Origin of the sequence: Haloarcula sp. CBA1129 (assembly GCF_008729015.1) — an archaeon.
In the GTDB taxonomy this organism is placed as follows: domain Archaea; phylum Halobacteriota; class Halobacteria; order Halobacteriales; family Haloarculaceae; genus Haloarcula.
The window spans coordinates 1631750-1652861 of sequence record NZ_RKSM01000001.1 but is presented as its reverse complement, the minus strand read 5'-3'; the positions used below and the strand labels follow the sequence as shown (position 1 = coordinate 1652861).

At 63.2% G+C, this 21112-nt stretch carries 26 protein-coding genes and 1 tRNA gene; 14 read left to right on the top strand and 13 right to left on the bottom strand.

All coding sequences use genetic code 11. From position 1 onward, the window contains the following. Positions 1-8: 8 nt before the first annotated feature. Both Har1129_RS08225 and Har1129_RS20545 read right to left on the bottom strand, forming a co-directional pair. Positions 9-212, bottom strand: a complete 204-nt coding sequence (locus Har1129_RS08225; RefSeq protein WP_151100220.1) for a hypothetical protein — start codon at positions 210-212, stop codon at positions 9-11. Positions 213-280: 68 nt separating this feature from the next. Continuing rightward, positions 281-451, bottom strand: coding sequence for a hypothetical protein (locus tag Har1129_RS20545; protein ID WP_167768497.1), 171 nt, complete (start codon positions 449-451; stop codon positions 281-283). 91 nt (positions 452-542) lie between these two features. Between Har1129_RS20545 and msrA the strand changes: the two genes are divergently transcribed. From msrA to Har1129_RS08205, 4 genes are all read left to right on the top strand, one after another. Continuing rightward, complete coding sequence (gene msrA, locus Har1129_RS08220) at positions 543-1211, top strand: peptide-methionine (S)-S-oxide reductase MsrA (protein ID WP_151100219.1); 669 nt, start codon at positions 543-545, stop codon at positions 1209-1211. A gap of 101 nt (positions 1212-1312) precedes the next feature. Continuing rightward, positions 1313-1849: a cob(I)yrinic acid a,c-diamide adenosyltransferase gene (locus Har1129_RS08215; RefSeq protein WP_151100218.1), complete on the top strand. Its 537-nt coding sequence runs from the start codon at positions 1313-1315 to the stop codon at positions 1847-1849. A gap of 99 nt (positions 1850-1948) precedes the next feature. Further along, positions 1949-2923 (top strand): phosphomevalonate decarboxylase MvaD, encoded by a 975-nt coding sequence (mvaD, locus tag Har1129_RS08210; RefSeq protein WP_151100217.1) that lies wholly within the window; start codon positions 1949-1951, stop codon positions 2921-2923. A gap of 73 nt (positions 2924-2996) precedes the next feature. Next, positions 2997-4139 (top strand): NAD(P)/FAD-dependent oxidoreductase, encoded by a 1143-nt coding sequence (locus Har1129_RS08205; RefSeq protein ID WP_151100216.1) that lies wholly within the window; start codon positions 2997-2999, stop codon positions 4137-4139. A gap of 29 nt (positions 4140-4168) precedes the next feature. Here the strand turns inward: Har1129_RS08205 and Har1129_RS08200 are convergent, their stop codons facing one another. Continuing rightward, entirely contained in the window at positions 4169-5155 is a 987-nt protein-coding gene (locus tag Har1129_RS08200; protein ID WP_151100215.1) for a chemotaxis protein CheW, read from the bottom strand. Continuing rightward, on the bottom strand, positions 5152-6057 hold the full coding sequence (locus Har1129_RS08195; RefSeq protein WP_151100214.1) for a ParA family protein: 906 nt from the start codon (positions 6055-6057) through the stop codon (positions 5152-5154). The genes Har1129_RS08200 and Har1129_RS08195 overlap by 4 nt, the downstream gene beginning before the upstream one ends. A gap of 170 nt (positions 6058-6227) precedes the next feature. Here Har1129_RS08195 and Har1129_RS08190 point away from each other — a divergent pair, with 170 nt between their 5' ends. Both Har1129_RS08190 and Har1129_RS08185 read left to right on the top strand, forming a co-directional pair. Further along, positions 6228-6713 carry a FlaD/FlaE family flagellar protein gene (locus tag Har1129_RS08190; protein WP_151100213.1) on the top strand — a complete coding sequence of 162 codons (486 nt, stop codon included), beginning with the start codon at positions 6228-6230 and terminating at the stop codon, positions 6711-6713. A 140-nt stretch (positions 6714-6853) separates the two neighbouring features. Then, the gene (locus Har1129_RS08185) at positions 6854-7948 is read left to right on the top strand and encodes a rod shape-determining protein (RefSeq protein ID WP_151100212.1); all 1095 of its coding nucleotides are present in this window, start codon (positions 6854-6856) and stop codon (positions 7946-7948) included. On the opposite strand, the gene Har1129_RS08180 is transcribed toward Har1129_RS08185, so the two are convergent. Further along, complete coding sequence (locus Har1129_RS08180; RefSeq protein WP_151100211.1) at positions 7945-8130, bottom strand: hypothetical protein; 186 nt, start codon at positions 8128-8130, stop codon at positions 7945-7947. The genes Har1129_RS08185 and Har1129_RS08180 overlap by 4 nt on opposite strands. Before the next feature lie 268 nt (positions 8131-8398). Here Har1129_RS08180 and Har1129_RS21170 point away from each other — a divergent pair, with 268 nt between their 5' ends. Together Har1129_RS21170 and Har1129_RS08175 are read left to right on the top strand one after the other, a co-directional pair. Next, positions 8399-8533 (top strand): hypothetical protein, encoded by a 135-nt coding sequence (locus Har1129_RS21170; protein WP_023843340.1) that lies wholly within the window; start codon positions 8399-8401, stop codon positions 8531-8533. 241 nt (positions 8534-8774) lie between these two features. Then, entirely contained in the window at positions 8775-10886 is a 2112-nt protein-coding gene (locus Har1129_RS08175) for a GH32 C-terminal domain-containing protein (protein ID WP_151100210.1), read from the top strand. 38 nt (positions 10887-10924) lie between these two features. On the opposite strand, the gene Har1129_RS08170 is transcribed toward Har1129_RS08175, so the two are convergent. Both Har1129_RS08170 and Har1129_RS08165 read right to left on the bottom strand, forming a co-directional pair. Next, complete coding sequence (locus Har1129_RS08170; RefSeq protein ID WP_151100209.1) at positions 10925-12259, bottom strand: glycoside hydrolase family 68 protein; 1335 nt, start codon at positions 12257-12259, stop codon at positions 10925-10927. A gap of 141 nt (positions 12260-12400) precedes the next feature. Then, positions 12401-12664 carry a hypothetical protein gene (locus Har1129_RS08165; protein WP_225307782.1) on the bottom strand — a complete coding sequence of 88 codons (264 nt, stop codon included), beginning with the start codon at positions 12662-12664 and terminating at the stop codon, positions 12401-12403. Positions 12665-12779: 115 nt separating this feature from the next. Here Har1129_RS08165 and Har1129_RS08160 point away from each other — a divergent pair, with 115 nt between their 5' ends. Further along, positions 12780-13826 carry a phytoene/squalene synthase family protein gene (locus tag Har1129_RS08160; protein ID WP_191906117.1) on the top strand — a complete coding sequence of 349 codons (1047 nt, stop codon included), beginning with the start codon at positions 12780-12782 and terminating at the stop codon, positions 13824-13826. A 91-nt stretch (positions 13827-13917) separates the two neighbouring features. On the opposite strand, the gene Har1129_RS08155 is transcribed toward Har1129_RS08160, so the two are convergent. Further along, on the bottom strand, positions 13918-14361 hold the full coding sequence (locus Har1129_RS08155) for a DUF6653 family protein (RefSeq protein WP_151100207.1): 444 nt from the start codon (positions 14359-14361) through the stop codon (positions 13918-13920). 119 nt (positions 14362-14480) lie between these two features. On the opposite strand from Har1129_RS08155, the gene Har1129_RS08150 reads away from it, so the two are divergent. The 4 genes from Har1129_RS08150 to Har1129_RS08135 all read left to right on the top strand — a co-directional run bounded on the left by Har1129_RS08150 (position 14481) and on the right by Har1129_RS08135 (position 17298). Then, positions 14481-15722: a hypothetical protein gene (locus Har1129_RS08150; RefSeq protein ID WP_151100206.1), complete on the top strand. Its 1242-nt coding sequence runs from the start codon at positions 14481-14483 to the stop codon at positions 15720-15722. A 75-nt stretch (positions 15723-15797) separates the two neighbouring features. Continuing rightward, on the top strand, positions 15798-16175 hold the full coding sequence (locus tag Har1129_RS08145; protein ID WP_151100205.1) for a hypothetical protein: 378 nt from the start codon (positions 15798-15800) through the stop codon (positions 16173-16175). A gap of 54 nt (positions 16176-16229) precedes the next feature. Then, positions 16230-16577 carry a TRAM domain-containing protein gene (locus Har1129_RS08140; RefSeq protein ID WP_151100204.1) on the top strand — a complete coding sequence of 116 codons (348 nt, stop codon included), beginning with the start codon at positions 16230-16232 and terminating at the stop codon, positions 16575-16577. A 106-nt stretch (positions 16578-16683) separates the two neighbouring features. Then, on the top strand, positions 16684-17298 hold the full coding sequence (locus Har1129_RS08135) for a TetR/AcrR family transcriptional regulator (protein WP_151100203.1): 615 nt from the start codon (positions 16684-16686) through the stop codon (positions 17296-17298). A gap of 22 nt (positions 17299-17320) precedes the next feature. Here Har1129_RS08135 and Har1129_RS08130 read toward each other — a convergent pair whose 3' ends face one another. From Har1129_RS08130 to Har1129_RS08110, 5 genes are all read right to left on the bottom strand, one after another. After that, entirely contained in the window at positions 17321-17734 is a 414-nt protein-coding gene (locus tag Har1129_RS08130; protein ID WP_151100202.1) for a DoxX family membrane protein, read from the bottom strand. 94 nt (positions 17735-17828) lie between these two features. After that, positions 17829-18389, bottom strand: coding sequence for an NAD(P)/FAD-dependent oxidoreductase (locus tag Har1129_RS08125; RefSeq protein WP_151100201.1), 561 nt, complete (start codon positions 18387-18389; stop codon positions 17829-17831). Positions 18390-18485: 96 nt separating this feature from the next. Beyond that, the gene (locus Har1129_RS08120) at positions 18486-19235 is read right to left on the bottom strand and encodes a pirin family protein (protein WP_151100200.1); all 750 of its coding nucleotides are present in this window, start codon (positions 19233-19235) and stop codon (positions 18486-18488) included. 335 nt (positions 19236-19570) lie between these two features. Next, positions 19571-19645: transfer RNA gene (locus tag Har1129_RS08115), tRNA-Val, on the bottom strand. Between the two features lie 48 nt (positions 19646-19693). Continuing rightward, positions 19694-19963: a hypothetical protein gene (locus Har1129_RS08110; RefSeq protein WP_151100199.1), complete on the bottom strand. Its 270-nt coding sequence runs from the start codon at positions 19961-19963 to the stop codon at positions 19694-19696. Between the two features lie 147 nt (positions 19964-20110). On the opposite strand from Har1129_RS08110, the gene Har1129_RS08105 reads away from it, so the two are divergent. Next, on the top strand, positions 20111-21058 hold the full coding sequence (locus Har1129_RS08105; protein WP_151100198.1) for an MBL fold metallo-hydrolase: 948 nt from the start codon (positions 20111-20113) through the stop codon (positions 21056-21058). Positions 21059-21112 lie beyond the last annotated feature (54 nt).

The window sequence follows — 21112 nt, the reverse complement described above, 5'->3', positions numbered from 1 at the left end:
ACTCTCGGTCACCGCATCGCAGCCAGATCGACGACGACCGCCTTGTCCACGGTGATCCATGTCGACAGCTTGGCGACGCCGGAGAGCCCCCGCGGCGACACGGTACAGCGGTCCGGCTCACCGGTGTACTCAACCACGGTCATCGACAGGTCGTGCGGAGCTTGGGCTCGCTCGGCGGTCGCGCTCCCTGCACCGTCCGGGTCGAGACTCATCGGTAATAGACGTCTCTCAGGGGCAGTGTAAAACGGCTGCTAAGAGGTCTCTATACCGCTCCGGAGAGCTATGCCGCCTGTCCGGTATCGACTTCGCCGTCGATGCGGACGAACCCATAATCACACTCCGGGCAGTGCCACTTGACCTTGGTCCCCAGATGCATCGTCGTGCTCGCGACCTTCCAGAAATCGCGGTACTCTTCGCATTCCGGGCAGTAGTGTTCGAGTTCGAGGCTCATACCGCGTAGTTTCCGTGGGGGTACAGTTGAATTTCCCGGTTCCACTTGGGGGGTCGAAGCAGGCAAACCCCTCGAACCCCTGTGTGTGGGTATGACTCCAAGCGCGTACGAGCCGACTCATCCCGCAGAACTGGCCGTCGATGCCGAGGCTCCGCCACCGTCGGCGACAGCAACAGCGACGTTCGGCATGGGCTGTTTCTGGGGACCGGACGCCCGCTTCGGCGCGATACCGGGTGTGGTCAGGACGCGAGTCGGCTATGCTGGCGGGACCGAACCGGACCCCAGTTACTACTCGCTGGGCGACCACACCGAGGTCGTTCAGGTCGAGTACGACCCCGACGCGGTGAGCTACCGGGAGCTTCTGGACGTGGTCTGGGCGAACCACGACCCGTTCTCGGCCCCGCACAAGCGCCAGTACCGTGGCGTCGTGCTGGTCCACGACGACCGGCAGCGCGAGGTCGCCCAGCGGACACGCGAGGACCTCGAATCGCGGACGGGGACATCCGTTGAGACGCCAATCGAAGCCCTCGACCGGTTCTACTTGGCGGAGGAGTACCACCAGAAATACGAACTCCGGTCGACGCCGGTAGTCGCCGACGAACTCGAAGACAGCTACGGCGACGCGTTCGTCGACTCCACGGTCGCCGCGCGGCTCAACGGCTTCGTCGCCGGCCACGGGGATGACGACGAACGCGAGGCGCTGTTTGCCAAGCTGGACCTCTCACCGGCCGCGCTCTCTGAGGTCCGCCGCCGGCTCTGAACACGGCGCTGACGGTCCACAGTCGGACGAGTCTCGGGGCCGCCTACGCTCCCCAACGATTCGCCCACGGCTATAAGACGCTGGCAGTGCCAGATTCAGCTATGACTATCTATACCGGTCGCGGTGATCAGGGCCAGACCGACCTCCGGAACATGGAGCGGGTCTCGAAAGACAGTCGCCGCATCGAGGCATACGGCACTGTCGACGAGGTGAACGCACTGGTCGGTGTCGTCAGGCCAACCGGCCACGACGATATCGACGAGAAGCTCCGTGTCATCCAGAACCACCTCCACATCGTTCAGGCCGACTTCGCCAACCCTAGCCCTGACGAGGACGACCCACAGATACAGGAATCACACGTCGAAACGCTTGAAGACCTCATCGACGAGGCCGACGCGGAACTGGACCCGCTGGAGTCGTTCATTCTCCCTTCAGGGTCGGAGCCGGGAGCGAAGCTCCATCACGCCCGCGCGGTCTGTCGCCGCGCCGAACGCCGCTGTGTCTCCTTCGCCGCCGAGGAAGCCGGCGTCAACGAGACGGCCATCATCTATCTGAATCGCCTCTCAGACGCCCTGTTCACGCTCGCTCGTCTCGTCAACAAGCGCGAGGGCGTCCGCGAGGAGAACCCCGAGTACTGACGCTGTCGGATTTTGCTCGGCGGGAGTCGTCAGAAACTCGGCACCACACCAGCGCCGGCGGTTCGCAATAGCAAAGTGACCGGCCCGGAAGGGTGAGGTATGAAAGCGACCGCGAAGGCACATCCGATTCAGGGGCTGGTCAAGTACCACGGGATGCGCGACGAGGAACTGCGATTGCCGTACCACGACAGCATCTCCGTCTGTACCGCGCCGAGCCACTCGAAGACGACGGCCGCCTTCGAACCGGACCGCGAGGACGACGTGTACGTCATCGACGGCGAGGAAGTCACCGGCCGCGGGGCCGAGCGTATCGACGCCGTCGTGGACCACGTCCGCGACCTCGCGGGTATCGACCACGGCGTCCGCTTCGAGTCGGCGAACAACTTCCCGACAAACATCGGCTTTGGCTCCTCGTCGTCGGGCTTTGCCGCCGCGGCGATGGCCCTCGTTGAAGCCGCCGGACTCGACATGACCCGACCCGAGATCTCGACTGTCGCGCGCCGTGGCTCCTCCTCGGCCGCCCGCGCGGTGACGGGTGCGTTCTCCCACCTCCGGACGGGCATGAACGACAAAGACTGCCGGAGCGAGCGCATCGAGACGGACCTCGAAGACGACCTGCGCATCGTCGCTGGGATGGTTCCATCCTACAAGGAAACCGAGGAAGCGCACAAAGAGGCCGCCGAGAGCCACATGTTCGAGTCCCGGATGGCCCACATCCACGGCCAGATCTCGGACATGCGCGACGCGCTGTACGAGGGCGATTTCGACGCCGTCTTCGACCTCGCCGAGAAGGACTCGCTGTCGCTGGCCGCCGCGACGATGACCGGCCCCGCCGGCTGGGTGTACTGGCAGCCACGCACCATCGAGATATTCAACGCCGTCCGGGAGCTCCGCAACAGCGAGGACGTGCCAGTGTACTTCTCCGTCGACACCGGTGCGAGCGTCTACATCAACACGACCGAAGAGTACGTCGGCCGCGTCGAGGAGACGGTCGCCGACTGCGGCGTCGATACCCGCGTCTGGGATGTCGGCGGTCCAGCGCAGGTTCTCAGCGAGGACAAGGCGCTGTTCTGAGCGGCCCAGCGGCCGGTCGGCGACCACGGCTGTGCACAGGGTTAACCGCCCGCCACCCTAACACGGCGATATAATGCGCGTCGCCGTTTTCGGAGCCGGATACGCCGGTCTCACGCTCGCCAGAAAGCTCGAACAGACGCTCCCTGATAGCACCTCACTGGTCGTCGTCGACGAGCAAACGGAACACCTCGTCCAGCACGAACTTCACCGGGTCGTCCGGCGGCCGTCGCTGGCCGAGGAGATCACAGTCGATCTCGACGCCGTTCTCGACTGCGAAATCCGACAAGCGACGGTCACCGATGTTGACCCGGATGCCGGCGTTGCGACGCTTTCTGGCTCCGAGACGCTGTCCTACGACGTGGGCGCGGTGTGTCTCGGCGCGCGAACGGCCTTCTACGACCTTCCGGGCGTGCGCGAGCACGCGACGCCGCTGAAGCGCCTCGACGACGCCCGCGAGATACGCGAGCGGTTCCACGACCTCAGTGACGGCGACCGCGTGGTCGTCGGCGGCGCTGGCCTGTCGGGCGTGCAGGTGGCCGGCGAACTGACCGAGATGCGCGAGGGGCGCGATATCGAGGTCCTACTGCTCGAACAGGAGGACGACGTGGCACCGTCGTTCCCGGCGTCGTTCCAGTCGGCGGTCCACGATGCGCTGGTCGATGTCGGCGTCACCGTCAGGACAGGGACCGGTGTGGCCGAAGCCGACGCCGACTCGCTCACCCTCGAAGACGGCTCGGACCTGGCGATGGACCAGTTCGTCTGGACCGGCGGTATCGAGGGGTCGCCGGCGCTCAACGCCGACCGCCCCGTCGTCCGGGCGGACCTCCGACTCGGCGAGTCGACGTTCGCCGTCGGTGACGCGGCCAAAGTGGTCGACAGCGACGGCGAGGCCGTGCCCGCAAGCGCATCGGCAGCCATCCGCGAGGCTCGCGTCGCCGCCGACAACATCGCAACACTCGTCGACCACAGGCAGAACGGCTCCGGCGATTTCAAGCCCCGGCTCACCCAGTATCAGTTCGACGTGCCGGGGTGGCTCGTCTCGGTCGGCGACGACGCCGTGGCGAAGGTCGGCCCCTCGATCCTCACCGGGCGGGCCGCGCTGGCGCTCAAGACGACCGTCGGCGCGGGCTATCTGGGCACGGTGGGAGCCGTCGAGAACGCGGTCGACCTCGTCAGTGAGGAACTGGACCTCCACGACGAAGTAGAGAACGAGTGAAAATACTGTGACAACTGTAGAGCGGCGCGTCAGTCCTCGTTCTCTGCCGTCGCGTTCCCGAGCACGTCGTCGGGCTCGATCCAGATGACGAACTCGTCTTCGCCGTCGCGGTCGACGACGCCGTTGATGTACTCGCCGTCGACCGGCGCGGTGTTCACTTCGGATTCGGCGACGGGGACGACCTGCCGGACCTCGTCGACGATCCAGCCCATCGCGCCCTGTTCCTCGAACACACCCGCGTCGAAGACGACGATGAGGTTCTCCGTCCCGTCGCTGTCGATGTCCATCATCGCCTTGGGGTTGAGAATCGTCGTAATCTGTCCCCGGAGGTCGACGACGCCCTCGACGTAGTCGTCGGTGTTCGGGACGCGGGTGACCGTCTCGCGTTTGACGATCTCCTCGACGTAGTCGATGTCGAGACAGTAGTACTCGTCGCCGAGCGCGAATTCAAGCACCCGGACCATCTCCTCGGTCTGTGATGACTCGTCGTCGATAGCTGCGGCGCGAGCGCCACCTTCGGTCGTGGCGGTGTTGTCCGACGCCATCGCCTCCTCGATGAGTTCCTGATCCGGCAACTCGACGCCCGTCGGACCCTGCATCGGGTTGGCCGACGCCGAAGGGTCATCCATCGACTGGTCAGCAACACCGTCGTTGACGTTCTCAGTGGTTACCTGTTCGGAGGCCTCTGCCGCTCGCTGTGCGGCAGCCACCGCGTCGGTGTTACTCTGGTCAGCGGCTTTGCCGTCGGAGTCAGTATCGCTACCGCCGTCGTTGGCGGCCTGTCCAGCAGCAGCGGTCGCTTCGTCAGCCGCGTCATCGCTGTCGGTGGCCGCTGACTCCACAGCGGCTGCCTCGGTTGCTGTCTCCTCGATTTCGCCCGTCTCTGTGGATTGCTCATCGGACCCGTCCGCGGAGGCGTCGTCGGCTTCCTCGGTGTCGTCGGTGGTTTCTGCCTTGTTCCCCTCGCGCATCTGTCGGATGCGCTCCGCCCTGTCCATACGTTCGTCGTCACTCATGCTGGTACCTCTGTGTCGGTAAAGCCGAACTGCTCGTCGAGTTCAGCGGCGATGTCCTCGAAGACAGCCGCCATGTCACACGATTCCTCGGTCGCGAAAATAGACCGGCCGGCGCTGAACGCGCGCTGAAGCGCCACTCGTTTGCGGACCTCCCAGACGGGGCTGTCCGGGAACGCCATGTTGAACCATTCAAGCATCGTCTTGTCTTCGGACGTGGTCTCGACGCGGTTGGCGACGACGCCGAGCGTGTTGATCGACGCGTCGGTCTGGCGCTCCATCGCGGCCATCTGGTCCATCAGCAGTTCGATGGCCCGCTCGGAGGTGGCTTCTGTCAGTGCGGGAATGAGGACGTTCTGTGCGGCGTACATCCCGGTGTCAGTCAGCTTCCCGTAGAACGGCGGGCAGTCGATGATAACGTAGTCGTACTCGGCATCGAGCGTCGACAGCGCCCGGTCGAGCGTATCGAGCGCGTGTGCCCCCGTGACCATCTCCGGCGTGACGTTGATCGCGAACGAGGCCAGCGCGGCCTGATCGATATCCCCGCCTTGGGTGTTGACCCGGGCGATGAGGTCCGCGATGGTCAGTTCGTGCTCGGCCTGAAGCATGTCGATGCTGGAGGGGATCACGTCCATCTCCTCGCCCTCACAGATTAGCTCACCCAGCACCGATGGGTCGCCGGTCAGTGCATCGAACAGCGTCGGCGGGTCGGCGTCGTACGCCTCGACGAGGCCGACGCCTTCCGTGGCGTTGCCCTGTGGGTCGAGGTCGATAAAGAGGACGTCCCGGCCGCGGTCGTTCAGTGCACCGGCTACGTTGATAGCAACTGTCGTCTTTCCGGTCCCACCTTTCGCGTTGGTTACACAGAAGCGGGCTGGACCGGTTTCTGATTGCCGGTTCATCATCTAAGTATCCACAGGTCGACTCCGAGCCACTATAAAAATGTGGTCCCGATTATCAACGTCGCAACTGGGGGACGGAACGCGGACGAGACGGAAACACCCGCGAGCGTGTGCATGACGGCTGTCTGACGGTGTGCAAGATTTATGATTGTGTAGATTGAAGGGTCAGTATCATGACCATCAACCCGCGCGATTACGACCTCGACGAGTTACGGAAGATGGCTCGTCAGCGGGGGAACGGGATGAGCGACGAGGACGTCCCCGACCCGACGGACCTCGACATGGGGCTCGACGACTCCGATGAAGAGGTGCTTGCGGGGAGTTCGTTCCGCTCCGGGCTGTACCGCGAACTGCTGCCGTTCCTCGGTGGCGACGCTCAGGAGAAACCCTATCTCGAAGCACTGCCCGAGACCTACGCCGCGGAGTTCGTCGTCTTCGAGTGGCTCGAGTTCCTGCTGATGCATTCCGGGTATCAGGGGGCCGACGAAGCGCTCGATTACTACCGCTCCATCGACTGGATAACCGAAGACGTACAGGACGATCTCTCGGATTACCTGCTTGGCATCGACGAGTCCGCGACCAACGACGACAACGAGCTCAGCGTCGATGACCATATGCTGAGCCTCGTCTACGTCGCAAAGCTCACCCAGATGACGTAAGCTTTGTTTTCAGCACCAATTCTCCGCTGGAAATCCCTGATGCCGATAGGCGTTCAGTATCAGCTACCTGAGAGGACAGCTATCAGTCCTGAATACTAGGGAGAGGATATATATCGGGCGGTCGACAAGGACGACCGCATATGAGTGACGAGGATGCGGACGACGACACCGGGTCCGAATCGGACGCCGGTGTGTCGTCAGACGGCGTTGCCGCTGTTCCGGTCGGGGTCAAGCTCGGGAGCACCCGGACTGTCATTGCCCTGCCGGGCGAACACGGCACGGAGAACCGAATCATCAAGACACTGACGTGCATGGCAACGTACGAGGACGCCCTGACCGGCGAAGAGAAAATCCTCTACGGCGAGGAAGCGGCCCGCGAGTATCCGGACCGCGTCGAGTATATGCTTCGGTCGGGGCTCCCCGAGGACGCTGACCGGGCCGAGATGACCAAAACCTTCTTCGAGGCGATCATCGACGAGCACGATATCCCGGCAAACAGCGGTGTCGTGTACGCTATCCCGACCATCGACAATCCGACTGGGCTGGAGAACCTGCAGAACGTCATCGAAAACTCCTCTATCGGGCTGGAACTCGTCGAGAGCTATCCGGAGTCGCTGTGTGGCTCCATCCCGGCCTTCGGCGACGACCTCGAAGCTATCGACGAAATCTTCGTCGCGGTCAACATGGGGTCGACGAACCTCGAAGCCTCCGCGTACCGACGGGGCGAACAGCTGTCTCCTTTCACGACGGGAGCAGTGACCGGGAACGAAGTCGACCGGATGATCGCCAACTACGTCGAGGAGGAAACGCAGGGCCGTGTCAATATCGACAATCAGACTGCCCGCGAGTACAAGGAGGAACACGCCGACTTCGTCGATTTCGAGCCCTTTACTGACATCATCCAGCAGCCCGGCGGCGGCTCACACGAGTTCACCATCGAGCGCTCGGTGATGGACGCGGTCAACGAGTACCTCGACGACGCTGTCGACGAACTGGCGAACACGTTCCTGCCGGAGCTGGCGAACGACTACATGAAGGTGTATCAGCTGGCGCTGGACCGGCCGATTGCCATCACCGGTGGCATGGCCTGTATCCCCGGTATCGTCGACGAGTTCGAGAAGCGACTCAGCGCGGAACTGAACCGCGACATCGATGTCATTGCTGCCGACGAGCCGGACATCGCGCCGACCATCGGCGCACAGCGGATCGCGGCGCGTCTCGTCGAGACCAACTAGGGATTTCGCCAGCAGTTCAGCCACCGTTCGATTCTGGGTTCAGGCTGTGCCATCTCGTGCCCTTGATCGATCGAAAGGAGTTCGAACACGTCGGTATCGATTCCGAGGCGGGGCGTGTCGGCCGAGAGAGCACCACCTTGTCGATCCCGGGACGAACCCCCGCCGAGACGGGTACGTGGCATGTGATCGACTATGTCGACATGATACCTAAAGCCAAGTCAGACAGTCGTCTGCCGGCTGACGGACGCGGAACGGGCTAGTACGACTGTATCCTCACCCATCCCCGTTCTACCCCTGCGGTGAACTGTCCGCTCGTGTTACTGATTGAGACTGTTTACCACTCCTCATGAGATGTACTGCCACTAGATAGCTGTTACAGCCTGTCTTCCGCCCAGACCGACTATGGTCAGGAGAAAATTTATATCCTTTAGTGGAATATATACAATTATAATGGATTGCACCAACTGTGGCACGCGGATGTCATACAACGATCAGACGACAAAACTCACTGAGTTCGTCTGTCCCAGTTGTCACGAAACCGTCATCGACTGGAAGGCCGAGGCCCGCAACGCCCGGGTTCACTGACCGGTCCCGCCTGCTTTTCACCGATAGTCTACCCTTTTCAGCCATCGCTCTAGCTATTGACTGCGTCCTTGCTGTCTCTCTCTCCACCGTCACTGACTCTTGCTGACGCTCCGGTGGCGGCCGACGATGGGCCGCTGGACGGTTTGCTGCCCACAGCAACGCCGGAATGCACAAGAGCATGCATATTCGAGCAAAATCGCTTGCCGAATGTTTTTATATTTCAGGCGGGGATAACGGAGCAATGGTAGATTCGCCACGCATTGGCTGTCTCTACGCTGGTTCCTGTACGGACGAGCAGGCGGCGGCGTACGATTGGTGTCAGGAGACAGTCGACAACGCGGAGCGATGCGCGCTCTCTGCTGTCGAACCCACCGAGTACGATGTCCTCTGGTGGCACCGGGACGAGTTGTTCGACGAGCGCGCGCTGGTCGACGCGCCGGCGCTGGCCGCGTACGTCCGCGATGGCGGGTCGTTCCTGCTGACACTGAGCGCGCTCTCGGCCGTCGAGCCGCTCGGCTTCGAGACAGTCGCGCCCGACGCCACCGGCTGGGAGAAGACTCCCGAGCCGACCGGCCATCTCTGGCAGGCCCTCTATGCCGACCACCCGATTCACGCGGACTACGACACGCTGCGCGTTCACACGCGGGGCCCCGGCGTGACCATACCCTATGCGAGATACGAGTCCATCGCGCCTCAGTCCGGGGACGTGCTCGCGAGCACAGTCCGGGGCGACACCGACGTGGTCAAGCAGATGGCGATTCTCTCTTGGGAGCCCGGAGACGGGCAGGTGCTCGGCATCGGCTCGTCGGTGGCGTTCGCACAGCCGACCCACGACGTGTGTCAGGGCAACCGCGAGACACTCGTCGAGAACGCGCTGGCGTACTTAGCGACGGACGAGCGGCATCCGCTGACCGGCCGCCCGAAGGACGCCGACACGTTCGGGCAGCTACGCGACCGACTCGGCGACGACCCGTGTCGCCCGTCCTACCACGTGACGCCCCCGGCGAACTGGCTCAACGACCCGAACGGGCTCATCCACTGGAACGGCCGCTATCACCTGTTCTACCAGTACAACCCGGCCGGCCCGTTCCACAACACGATTCACTGGGGCCATGCTGTCAGCGATGACCTCGTCAACTGGGAGGACCGCCCGGTCGCGCTCACGCCCACGCCCGACGGCCCGGACCGGGACGGCTGCTGGTCCGGCTGTGCGGTTGACGACGGCGGCGTCCCAACCGTACTGTACACTGGCGGTCGTGACAAGCGCCAGCTCCCCTGTATCGCCACCGCCACGGACGACGACCTCACGGCTTGGGACAAGGACCCGGATAACCCCATCATCGAGGAGCTCCCGGCCGAGCCGGAGGTACTCAGGACCGAGGACTGGGAAGGGGAGTTCCGGGACCACTGCGTCTGGCGCGAGGACGGGACATGGTACCAGCTCATCGGGGCCGGGATGGAGGGCGGCGGCGGGGCGGCGCTTTTGTACGAGTCGTCGGACCTCCGGGACTGGGAGTATCAGGGTCCAATCCTCGCCGGCGACCGCGACACCGCCGGGACCGTTTGGGAATGCCCGGAACTGCTCGATTTCGGCGACAGACAGCTCCTCCACATCTCGAACTACGAGGACGTCGTGTACTTCCTCGGCACCTACGAGGACGGCGAATTCGACGTGGACCGCCGCGACAAGCTCGACCACGGCGACTTCTACGCCCCACAGTCGATGTGGACCGATGACGGTCGCATCCTGACTTGGGGCTGGCTCCCCGAGGCCCGCGACGTGAGTGGGCAGTGGGACGCCGGCTGGTCCGGCGCGATGTCGCTCCCGCGGGAGCTGTCGCTGGCCGACGACGGCGGCCTCTGTCAGCGACCGGCCCCCGAACTCACCGAGCTACGGGGCGAGAACACAAGCTACGACGTGGTGCGCCTCGACGCGGGCGACACCGAGCAGTTGCCGGTCGAGAGCCGGTCGTTCGAGCTCCGTGCCACGGTTCGGCTAGAAGACGCCGAAGCCGTCGAGCTGTCCGTCCTCGAATCGCCGGACGGCGAGGAGCGGACGCCCATCCGGTACTCCTACGAGAGCGAAATCGCCGTTGACCGGTCGGCGTCGAGTACCGACCCGCAAGCGACCGGCGATACCCAGTCAATGCGGGTCCGGCCGTACGACGCACCGCTGTCACTACGTGTTTTCGTTGACGGTTCCGTCGTCGAGGTGTTCGCAAACGAACGGCACTGTCTGACCAGCCGCGTGTATCCGACCCGCGACGACGCGACCGGCATCTCGCTGTCCGCCGACGGCGGGCGCGCGACCATCGCGTCGCTGGACGTTTGGGAACTCGATTCCGTCTGGTAAGTGGCTGTATTCCCGCGAAAAGGTCGTCTCAGTACCTCTTACTCCGATTGCGTCCCGGTTCGCGCGCCGTAGTTGCTGGAGCCGGAAACGTTGCTTTTCCCGCGCCGGATCAGTTCACGGTCCGTCGGCGGGAGCGTCTCGCCGTCCAGTGGGATGTGCCAGTGCCCGAGCGTCCCAGTGATCTGTGTCCGGCTCCCTTCGACATCGAGCCGAAGCGTCGGGCCGAGCGAGCCGCCGAACCGGCGCATCTGCTCGGACTCAGACAGATGGGCGATTTCGTCCAGCGTCTCGCCGTCGAAGTCGTAGTAGTTGAAGAAACTCTGGACCAGCACCTCGTCGTCGTGGGGAAACGCCATCCACGAGTACGACTGGAACGGCGCGTTCGCGGGGTTCGTGGCGACGAGGCCGGACTCGTTCAGCGGGACGTAGTCGCCCCGGAGGTCCTCGGCGACGAAGCCGTACAGCGCGTCGAAGCCCTCCAGCCCCGGCGCGAACGTGTGGAGATGGCTGGAAATAAACAGGTAGTACAGCCCGTCGCGGTACACGATATGGGGCCGTTCGAGTTCCTGATTGACGCCGACGGCGTCAAGCAGCGGGTCTTCGAGCTCCCACGCCAGCGGGTCGCCCGTCGGCGAGCGGGCGATGCCCACGCTGCCGTTGAACTCCTGCAATGCGCCGTCGCCGCCACAGACGTCGCTCCCTTCGGGTACCGGCGTATTCGCCTCGAACAGGAGCCACGTCTCGCCCGTCTCGGGGTCCTCGAAGAACCACGGGTCGCGGAAGGTGTATATCATTTCGCGGGACTGATCTTCACGCTCGTAGCGCTCGCCGTCCGGCGTCAGCAGTTCGTGATGGGTCCACGGCCCCGAGAGAGCGAACCCGTCGGCCGTGTCGATGCTGCCGCCGCCGGCCCCGACGATTCGCTGTGTGTAGGTCAGGTCGTCGGCCCCCTCCTCGCCGGCCGCGGTGTAGAACAGATAGATGCTGCCGTCGTCGTACAGTGCGGACCCGGCCCACTGGCGCTGGCCAAGGGCGTCCTCGAACACCGGGCCGGCGTTGTGCCAGTTGCGGCCGTCCTCGGAGTAGAAACAGCGGATAGTCGCCACGTCGTGGCGCTTGCCCGGGAGCAGGTCCGACGGAGCGGTCAGAGAGAAACAGACCCGGTAGCCGTCGACCGTCGCCAGCGTGCCGTCGCGGTTGCGGAGAAACCAAGTGTCCCAGATGTGAACCTCCGGGATCTGTTCGGTCGCGGGCGGGTAGACGATGGGAGCGACGGTGTCGCCGGTCCGCTTGATCCGCTCCGCCTGCTCGCGTGTCCAACCGGCGCGGGCCCCCGTTCCGGGGCTGCCCTCGCCGAGCCCTTCAGTTGTCATAACTCACATTGGGCCGACCACGGCTATAAAGCTTGTCAGGAGGGTACTACGGGTGTTGTATGAAATATATGCAATACGTATGTTCCCGGGAGAGGACTGGCAGAGAAAACTGCTAGCTGGCAGTCAAGGGAAAACAGCGCGTTAGTCGCTTGAGTCCTCGCTTCGGCTGACACCCTCAGGTCCGGTGATATCGAGCGGCCGAACCCACTCGTACCAGATGAAGACGACGCCGAGACCGTACCCCAGCGCCCAGACCGTGCTCCCGACCCAAGGGTAACCGAGCGTACTGAACCCCCAGTTTGCGAGGCCCGGAAGGATGATTGCAGCGACGACCGTCAGCGTCAACACCACTGTGTCCTGACTGTTCACGGTTGCAGCCTCCCCGTCGCCGTGCCGTTCATACATCTAGTTAGAGTCGGATACTGGTGAGTCTGTCGGAATATGGGACCGTGACCGGTACAGAACTGACGCCGTAGCCGTCCCATTTTTATCATCGTATGCCCTACCCCGGATGTCGGGAATGTCTCAGAACCACACAGACCGGTCGTCTTCGGAAGACATCGAGTGGTGCTACGATGCCGTCCATCGTGTGTCGCGGACGTTTAGTCTCACAATTTCGGAACTCAACGAACCGATGGCCCGGGACATCTGTCTGGGCTATCTTCTCTGCCGTGTGGCTGACACGATCGAGGACGCTGGTCACCTCCCTCCAGCGGTACAGACCGAACTCCTGCAGACGTACAGCCGCTCGCTCGAACCATCTAGCGCGACAACTGTCTCATCGTTCCACGACGCCGTCGAAGAGTGGATTCCCACGACGACGAACGCGGACTGGGAAGTCGTCGAGAACGCGGGGCGCATCGTCGACGTGTTTCACACGCTCGATGACCACTCCACACAGACCATCCGCGGGCCGGTCCGGGAACTCGTCGACGGGATGGCGATGTTCGTCGACCGCTACGCCGATGCCGGCGGCCTGCGAATCAAGACGCTCGACGAACTCGAAGAGTACTGCTGGTACGCCGCCGGCACCGTCGGCACGCTGGTGACCGGGCTGGTCTCGCACGAAGCCACCGACGAGCAGATCGCCCAGATGGAGGAAAACGCCCGCTCGTTTGCCCTGCTGCTCCAACTCGTCAACGTCGCCAAGGACGCCGCGACGGACATGGAAGAGGAGAACAACGTCTATCTCCCGCTGGAACTGCTCCACGAGCAGGGGCTCGACCACAGCGACGTGAGTGATACCGACAACGTCGACTCGCTGGTCCCCGTCATCGAGCAGGTCACCGAGCGGGCGGAGGGCTACCTCGACGACGCGCAAGCGTGGCTCGAAGCAATGCCGGAGACCCGCGGCAACACACTCTCCGCGTGGGCGATTCCGTTCCTGCTGGCCGTCGGGACGATTCGTGAACTCCGCGAGCGGCCCGCCGACGTTATCGAACAGGGGAACGTCAAGATCTCCCGCGAGGAGGTCCACTCCGTGACACAGCAGTTTGGCGGCGAGGGCGACCCCTCTATCGGGGAGCTACGGGCTAAAATCCGCCAGCAGCCCCTCCACGAGTACTGACAACTGAGAGAGACATTCCCTCTTTTGTGTTCGGCCGTGGACGGAGTCTCGCACTCACGAACGGACTGGCGACCGGCTCCGCAATCGCCGGTCACTCCGAGCCGCTCGCGTCGTACCGCTGAACTATTTCCCTGAGCCACCAGAGCTTCAGTCCGACCATCGCCAGTGTGCCGGCCGTCGCGATGGCTGGCCGGCGACGCCAAGCAGCGTACAGTGCGACGACCGATGCTAGTGCGCCGCCGGTGTTGTAGGCGTTCGGACGGTCGAGTCCCATCGTTCCGTTCTCCTGCTGCCTGAGCCACCACCGCTCTGCTAACACGGCGCGAGTCATCCAAGCATCCTCGGTGTCCGGCGGCGCGAACAGAATTGGGTTGATAACCGTCCACAGGAGGGAAGCCGTCAGGAGCCGCCAGCGACGCTGATACACCGCGTACACGATGACTGCCCCGGTCGGCACCCGCGACCAGCCGCTCTTGGGGTTCGAATGCCGGGCCCAGAACCAGTCCTGCACGCTGTCCGGCAGTGGTGTTGTCATATGCCCGCCACATCGTGTCAGATAATAACACTACCGCCGGTGGCGCGACCCAAAACAGAAGCCTCGATCTGCTCGTCCGGGGACAGAACACTCATGTCTGCCCTGTGTGAACGCCGCCTATGGCCACAGCGGCGTCGGGGCTCTCCGAGCCACAGGTACTCGCCCGGACGAAAGACCGGATGTTCGCGGAGCGCGAAGACGCCTACGTCGTCGCGGACACGCAGTTCGCACAGCGGCGCTGGCTGGACGATACGCCCATCGAGGCGTCGGTACAGGCGACGCTCGCGCCGTTCAACCACGTGCAGGTCGGAACGGGCTATCCCGATCTCGTCGGCGTGCAGACGCTCTCGACGGACCTGTTGTCCGTTGACCGGCTCGGGGACCGGCCGCCGCTGATCGCCGTCGAGGCGAAAGGCTACACCGGCACCGGTGCCGTTGACGCCGAGCGCGGCGTCGTACAAGCCTATGACCGGCTCAACGAGGCGAACGTCGCCTTCCTGACTGCACCCCGAAGCGGCATCTCCACCGCTGCGCGGACGATGGCCCGAGAGCTCAACGTCGGCGTGCTGGGCGTCGAACGCGACGGCTCGGTCTCCATTCTGGAACAGCCACGTGTGGTCGGCCACGGGTCGATGGACGCCGCGTCGGCCATCCGGTTCCAAGCCAGCGCTCAGGGCGTCGCCGACCAGAACTTCGGGCTCAACCATCCCAAGAACTACGTCGCGGTGCCGCTGGCCGTCCATCACGACGGCGACGCACGGGACCTGCTTGCCTCTCACGTCGTCGGGGCCGTCGACGGCGCTATCGCCGGGGCGGAGTTCCTGCAGCTGATCGACATCGGCGAGGGTTCGCTCACGCTGACACCGCTGGGTCGGGAAGTTGTCCGCTTCGCGCTCCGGACGGTCGGCGACCTCGACGCCGCAATCCGGCGGTTCGAGGACTGGCAACGCTCCCGCAAGCGGTTCATCGACATCGCGCCACGGTGGGGTCAGCTCGTCCGTCGCGTCGTCTCGGACTACCCGGCCACGGAGCTGCTCACCGACGGCCTCTACGCCTGCCACCGGGACGGCTACGACGCCCCGTCGCTCGTCGAGTTCGTCGAGTACCTCCACGCGCTCCACCCGGAGTTCACCGTCGAACTGTTCCTCCGGGGCGACGAAGCCGTTCGCCAGCGCGTACTGACCGGCGACGGCGAGCTCCGCCGCTCGGAACTCACTGACGGCAGTGTCTATCACTCGCCCACCGTCTTCCAACTGAAGGCGATCTACTACCATGCCGGCATTGTGACAGACCGTGGCGCGGAACCCTCGAACCTCGACCCTGAGACGGACGAGTGGGCGCTGTGTGACCCGCTCGTGTAGCGGCGCTGAACTGGTTGATCCCGTCGTGCTACCGACGCACAATGCTGAAACGTGGGTAGCCCCTACAGTCGCGCAATGGTCCGAACTCTGGAACTCCCCAACGGGGATGTCGTCTCGCCGGACGACGTGTTCTGCTACAACGACTATCCGTACCGACTCGTCTGGCTGGAGAGCGACACCCACGAATTTGCGCTCTCCCCACTGTACTGGGGTGACAGCGGTATGGATATCCCGTTTCAGGATCGGGAGGCGCTCGTCGATCAGTGGGAGGCCGATTCAGAAGGTCAGATGACCCCAGAGGAGTGGGCGGACTGGCTCGACGACGCGACGACAGACTCGCGGTACAGCGACGACGAGGTCACATCGCTCGCGGCCGAGCTACCGACGGAATGGGACGCCGATGACGGTGATTCGGACTCCGGTGGCGGCCTTCGGGACCGCCTCGGGCTGTAAGCACAGTTGTCGGACCCTGAAAGCTATTAATCCGTTCGTCCTGCAACTCTTGGTATGGAATCGATCTGGCTCGCCGCCGGCGGGGCCGCCCTCGCCGTGGGCCTCGTACTGGCGTTCGCGATTACTCGCCGCTCATCGAGCAGTGCATCGAAACGCGCCCACGAGGCCGCACAGGAGCGCGAACCGCCGGTCGAACTCGGCGAAACCTACGAGTTCGGCATCACTGAATTTACCGACCACCACTCAGGCGACCGCGTCGCTGTCGGGAAAGTCGAGGGGTTTGTCCTGTTCACCGAGGACGTGCCGTCGTCGGTATCGGTCGGAGACGTGGTCCGGGCGAAGGTGTTGTCGTTCAACCGCGACCACACCTCCGCCGACGCCCGCTTCGTCGAGCGCGCGTGAGTGAGACGCGGCCACAGCCGGGCACCGAGACACACCGCATGGCGGCCCGCCGGCCCCGGTGCGGAGTGAGAAACCGATATGTGTCCACCATGCCAAGACAGTAGCCATGAGTGAATCGGACGGGCAGAGCACGCCACAAGACACCCGTGAGGTCATTATGGAGGCCACCTTTCGGGCGCTGAGCAAGCACGGCTACAAGGACTTGCGGGTCCGGGACATCGGCGAGGAGATGGACATGTCTCGGCAGGTGATTCACTATCATTTCGACGGCAAGTACGACCTGATCTCTTCGTTTCTGGAGTACGTTATCGACCAGTACGAGGGCAGTGTCGAGGTCGACGACGAGACCGACCCCCGAACAGAGCTCGATGTACGTATCGACCGGTGCCTGTTCGGCCCGGAGTTCGACGACTTCTCGCACTGGGACCGCATGAAGGTGTACCACGAACTGTACGCCTACGCGCAAAACGACGACGAGCATCGAGCGCTGTTCAACGAGCACTACGACCGCCTTCGCGAAAGCATCTCGACGGTCATCGAAGACGGGATCGAGCAGGGCACGTTTCGCGATGTCGATGCTGACCTGATGGGCCAACTCATCACCGACGTAATTCACGCGGCCCGAGGTCGGCGAATCGCTCTCGGCCACGACGACGCCCCTGCCGAAGCCAAGCGTGCCGTTGATGACTTCATTCTCGACTCGCTGTACCCGCCGCAGTAACGGACGGCCGTAACAAGACAGCCTAGACGGGGCTGATACCGACGCTGAGCGCCCACGTTCCGGTTGCAGACGCCGCGACGACAAGTGCACCGCCCGCGAGCGTCACGTTCTTCAGGAAACTGTTCAGTTCGTCCTGTCGGTCCTCGTCCGGCACGGCCCAGAAGTCGTGCATCGCAACAGCCGAGACGATCAGGAACGCTGCGAGCGCGACTGCCGCGACGACGGGGAAGATGCCCACGGTCACGCCGATTCCACCGAGGATGAGGAGGCCGCCGGACGCGAGGACGGAGAACTTCGGCGCTGGAAGGCCCTTGTACTCGGCGTAGCCGGCCATCTGCTCGGTCTGCGTGAAGTGGCTCAGGCCGGTGAAGGCGAGCACGCCACCGAAGAGGACACGTCCGACGACGAGCAACACGACGTCGAGTTCGGGTGCCATCAGGCGCTCACCACCGGGGCTGCACGGTAGCTTTCAACGGTACGACTCGAAATAGTATCGTGGCTCATTGTGGGCGTAGATCCTGTCCGCATCGTTAGAGCTCCGGTACGTCCGACGGCATGTCGAAGTCGTGGTAGTACTCGCCTTTCTCCTTCGAGAGAATGTCGAGGACGGCGGCCGCGCCGTCACCGGCTGCGATGACCGCCTGCCACTTCTCCGCTCGACCCATCGCACCGGTCGCGTACACGTTCTCGACGGACGTTTCCATGTCGACGGTCACGTCGACGACATCTTCATCGGTGAACGCACAGCCAAGGTCCGCAGCGAGGCTCCGGTCGCCACCAGTCGCGAGGACGACGTACGCCGCGGTGTACTCGTCGTCGTCGGTCGTCAGGACGAAGCCGTCGTCAGTCTGTTCGATATCCGTGACCTCTGTCTCGTGCAGTGTTGCGCCACGGTCGCGGGTCTGGCCGCGAGCAATTGTGAGGAACTCATCGCCGCTGATGCTCCGCACACCGGGGTAGTTGAACAGGTGGGCCTTGTGCATCCACGACTCGTCCGTGTCGAAGACAATCGTTTCGAGGTCGTTTTTCGCTGCGTACTGTGCCGCACTCAGTCCGGCGGGGCCACCGCCGACAACTGCTACATCTGCCATGTCTCACGGCAAGGGCTGCCAGTAAAAGAGTTTTACCATCTGGTAAAACTCGGCTGGGCGCTCACATATGGCCCCCAGTCAGGTACTGCCACCCAATTACAGAACGTACGGTCCGCGCTGTCGAATCGGCTCCCCGTGTGGACGACCCGAAACGGCGACGATACGAAGCGACTCCTTGCTCCGAAGTGTTACTGACTGGGCGTCAGTGACCGGTAGGACATCACCGGCAGTGAACGACTGTCCCCCGACTGACCCGTCGCCGTCAACACCGTAGAGAAATCCGGACCACTCCTCCGGAACCGACCACGTCCACGCGTCGGTCACGGACACGTCCAGATACTCCATCGGCGTATAGAGGCTTATCGGCGACCCGTCGCCGATAACTGTCGTAACTGTCGCGCCGTTCAGATCTTCTGTCGGCAGTTCAGTAGCTGTCGCGTCGACGTAGTCCGGGTCAGCGTCCTTCGCCGCCTGCGGCAGATTCACCCAGAGCTGCAGCCCGGTACAGGCCCGCCCATCTGCAGGGAACTCGGAGTGACGTATCCCGCTCCCAGCCGTAATTCGCATCACATCGCATTCGTATGCCGTGTTCGTGACGCCGAGTGAATCCTCGTGTTCCATGCCGCCCTCGATCATGTACGAGACTATCTCGAACCCGCGGTGGGGATGCATCGGGAACCCCTTCTCGGGGTCGATGTAGAACTGCTCGAACAGGACGAACGGGTCAAGGTTGTGCGGATAGCCGTCCGTCGGAAACGCTCGGTTCGAATTCACGCCCGTCCCGTGGCGAACCGTCTCTCCGGATATCGGCCTGTCAGCCGGCATCTGCGAGTCGCTCTCGGTCATGCATCTCTTTGTTTACCGAGCGGTAAAAACGGTCGGATACGCCTGAACTCTATCCGCAGTTCAACGTCGCTGACAGTGTTTGTTGGCAGATTTGTGACAATCGAACAGAAGTAGGCCCCGTATGGTTCACGGGCTTATCCGTGTCACTAGGCGTCGCTACGAGAACTGTCTCAGACGGTGTACGTTGTCCTTCAAGCTCGTGAAGCGAGGAATGGGTTGGGGCGGACTCTCACCGAAGAAAGACTCGCTGCGCTCGTCTTTCAGGGTCCGAATCCGCCGGCTCATTTCGATTTCACGGACTTCTCGCTTCGCTCGTCGTTGCGAGAAATCAGAAATGGGTTGGGGCGGATTCGAACCGCCGACTTCCTCCGTGTGAAGGAGGTATCATAACCGAACTAGATCACCAACCCGGTGCACTCGGTTCTATTCGAGCGCATCCCTTAAGAATTGCTTTCCGCCTACGCTTCCGTCTCGCTTTTGCCGCGGTACTCACCGATTTTTTCGCGAGCGTCGGCAATCGCTTCCTCTGCTTCGCCCTCGGCTTTCCCCTGCAGTTCTTTCAGGTCAGCTTTGACGGCTTCTAGTCGGCCGGGCTCTGGCTCTGCTTCCTTCCCAGTGAGTTCGCGGAACCGCTCTTCGACCGGTTCGAGTTCCTCCTTGACGCCTTTGGTGGCGGTCTTGCCGGCGCGTTTCAGGTAATATCGGGCATCTTCGAAGTGCCTGTTCATATCTGTCCCTACGCGAAGGACAGATATATCTCTTGTGCCCGAAAAACACTGAAGCGCACGACTGATCGAGGGATGGCGAGCGCCCACAGTCATAAACGTGTCGTGCGGGTACGAACTGTTTTGCGCCACCACCTGCAACGGGGAGTTATGTTCACACGGGTGTCGATTCCGACGCCGTTTCAGGTCGGACCAGTCAATGCATACATCACACGACGAACTATCGTCGATCCGGGACCCGACAGCGAGGAAGCGTGGTCGCGTCTGGTCCAGACACTTGAAGCACGCGAGCTGTCTCCCGATGACATCGAGCAGGTGCTTGTCACACACCCGCATCCGGACCATTTCGGTATGGCGAACCGGTTTGCCGAGCGGGGGGCGCGCGTCCTCGCCAGCGAACCGGCGGCGGACATCATGCGCGATTTCGCGGCGCAACTGCACACCGAGCAGTCCTATTTCGCGGATTTCTTCGAGCGGTGTGGCGTCTCACGTGAGACTGCCGAGACGGTTACACAGCTACCGGAAGCGTTTCTGCCCTACGCCCAGAGTGTCGACACCAACCGCACGCTCACAGCCGGTGATATCGTTACTGTCGATGATACCGAGCTCACCGTCGATACCGTACAGGGTCACTCTGCGGGCGAAATTATCTTCTCGTACGACTTTCAGGGTCGCCATGAAGCGGTCGTCGGCGACAACGTACTGGGCGATATCACACCCAACCCGTTCCTTCAGGTGCCTGACGAGAGCGGGACGCGCCCGAAGGTGCTGCCGGCGTTCAACGACTCACTCCGGTGGCTCCGCGAGCAGGGTCACGACCGGTTTCTCACCGGCCACCGCGAGCCCGTCGAGTCACCACAGGAGCGGATCGACGACATCCTCGCGGAACACGACCAGCGCACCGCGGAAGTCGCCGACATCGTCTCTGGCGGAGCGACGACGCCAAGCGACGTGATGACAGCGCTGTTCGGCGACTTGCCGGCTACGGAGTACTTCGCCGGGATGAGTGAGGCTGTCGGGCATCTGGACGTGCTCGAAGTCAGGGACCGCGTTGAGAAACGCGAAAGTGGCGGCGTGTTCGTTTACGAGTCGGCGTAGGCCGGTATCTGGACTGTTCTTGAGCGAGCGAGAAAACAGCAGGTGAGTCAGTCC

Coding starts and splice junctions, on each gene's coding strand:
- Har1129_RS08145 (WP_151100205.1), top strand. CDS start 15,798: ATGGTCCGAACTCTGGAACTCCCCAACGGGGATGTCGTCTCGCCGGAC.
- Har1129_RS08125 (WP_151100201.1), bottom strand. CDS start 18,389: ATGGCAGATGTAGCAGTTGTCGGCGGTGGCCCCGCCGGACTGAGTGCG.
- Har1129_RS08190 (WP_151100213.1), top strand. CDS start 6,228: ATGACCATCAACCCGCGCGATTACGACCTCGACGAGTTACGGAAGATG.
- Har1129_RS20545 (WP_167768497.1), bottom strand. CDS start 451: ATGAGCCTCGAACTCGAACACTACTGCCCGGAATGCGAAGAGTACCGC.
- Har1129_RS08205 (WP_151100216.1), top strand. CDS start 2,997: ATGCGCGTCGCCGTTTTCGGAGCCGGATACGCCGGTCTCACGCTCGCC.
- mvaD (WP_151100217.1), top strand. CDS start 1,949: ATGAAAGCGACCGCGAAGGCACATCCGATTCAGGGGCTGGTCAAGTAC.
- Har1129_RS08195 (WP_151100214.1), bottom strand. CDS start 6,057: ATGATGAACCGGCAATCAGAAACCGGTCCAGCCCGCTTCTGTGTAACC.
- Har1129_RS08150 (WP_151100206.1), top strand. CDS start 14,481: ATGGCCACAGCGGCGTCGGGGCTCTCCGAGCCACAGGTACTCGCCCGG.
- Har1129_RS21170 (WP_023843340.1), top strand. CDS start 8,399: ATGGATTGCACCAACTGTGGCACGCGGATGTCATACAACGATCAGACG.
- Har1129_RS08185 (WP_151100212.1), top strand. CDS start 6,854: ATGAGTGACGAGGATGCGGACGACGACACCGGGTCCGAATCGGACGCC.
- Har1129_RS08140 (WP_151100204.1), top strand. CDS start 16,230: ATGGAATCGATCTGGCTCGCCGCCGGCGGGGCCGCCCTCGCCGTGGGC.
- msrA (WP_151100219.1), top strand. CDS start 543: ATGACTCCAAGCGCGTACGAGCCGACTCATCCCGCAGAACTGGCCGTC.
- Har1129_RS08120 (WP_151100200.1), bottom strand. CDS start 19,235: ATGACCGAGAGCGACTCGCAGATGCCGGCTGACAGGCCGATATCCGGA.
- Har1129_RS08175 (WP_151100210.1), top strand. CDS start 8,775: ATGGTAGATTCGCCACGCATTGGCTGTCTCTACGCTGGTTCCTGTACG.
- Har1129_RS08155 (WP_151100207.1), bottom strand. CDS start 14,361: ATGACAACACCACTGCCGGACAGCGTGCAGGACTGGTTCTGGGCCCGG.
- Har1129_RS08215 (WP_151100218.1), top strand. CDS start 1,313: ATGACTATCTATACCGGTCGCGGTGATCAGGGCCAGACCGACCTCCGG.
- Har1129_RS08130 (WP_151100202.1), bottom strand. CDS start 17,734: ATGGCACCCGAACTCGACGTCGTGTTGCTCGTCGTCGGACGTGTCCTC.
- Har1129_RS08160 (WP_191906117.1), top strand. CDS start 12,780: ATGTCTCAGAACCACACAGACCGGTCGTCTTCGGAAGACATCGAGTGG.
- Har1129_RS08110 (WP_151100199.1), bottom strand. CDS start 19,963: ATGAACAGGCACTTCGAAGATGCCCGATATTACCTGAAACGCGCCGGC.
- Har1129_RS08225 (WP_151100220.1), bottom strand. CDS start 212: ATGAGTCTCGACCCGGACGGTGCAGGGAGCGCGACCGCCGAGCGAGCC.
- Har1129_RS08135 (WP_151100203.1), top strand. CDS start 16,684: ATGAGTGAATCGGACGGGCAGAGCACGCCACAAGACACCCGTGAGGTC.
- Har1129_RS08200 (WP_151100215.1), bottom strand. CDS start 5,155: ATGAGTGACGACGAACGTATGGACAGGGCGGAGCGCATCCGACAGATG.
- Har1129_RS08165 (WP_225307782.1), bottom strand. CDS start 12,664: ATGTATGAACGGCACGGCGACGGGGAGGCTGCAACCGTGAACAGTCAG.
- Har1129_RS08170 (WP_151100209.1), bottom strand. CDS start 12,259: ATGACAACTGAAGGGCTCGGCGAGGGCAGCCCCGGAACGGGGGCCCGC.
- Har1129_RS08105 (WP_151100198.1), top strand. CDS start 20,111: ATGTTCACACGGGTGTCGATTCCGACGCCGTTTCAGGTCGGACCAGTC.
- Har1129_RS08180 (WP_151100211.1), bottom strand. CDS start 8,130: ATGCCACGTACCCGTCTCGGCGGGGGTTCGTCCCGGGATCGACAAGGT.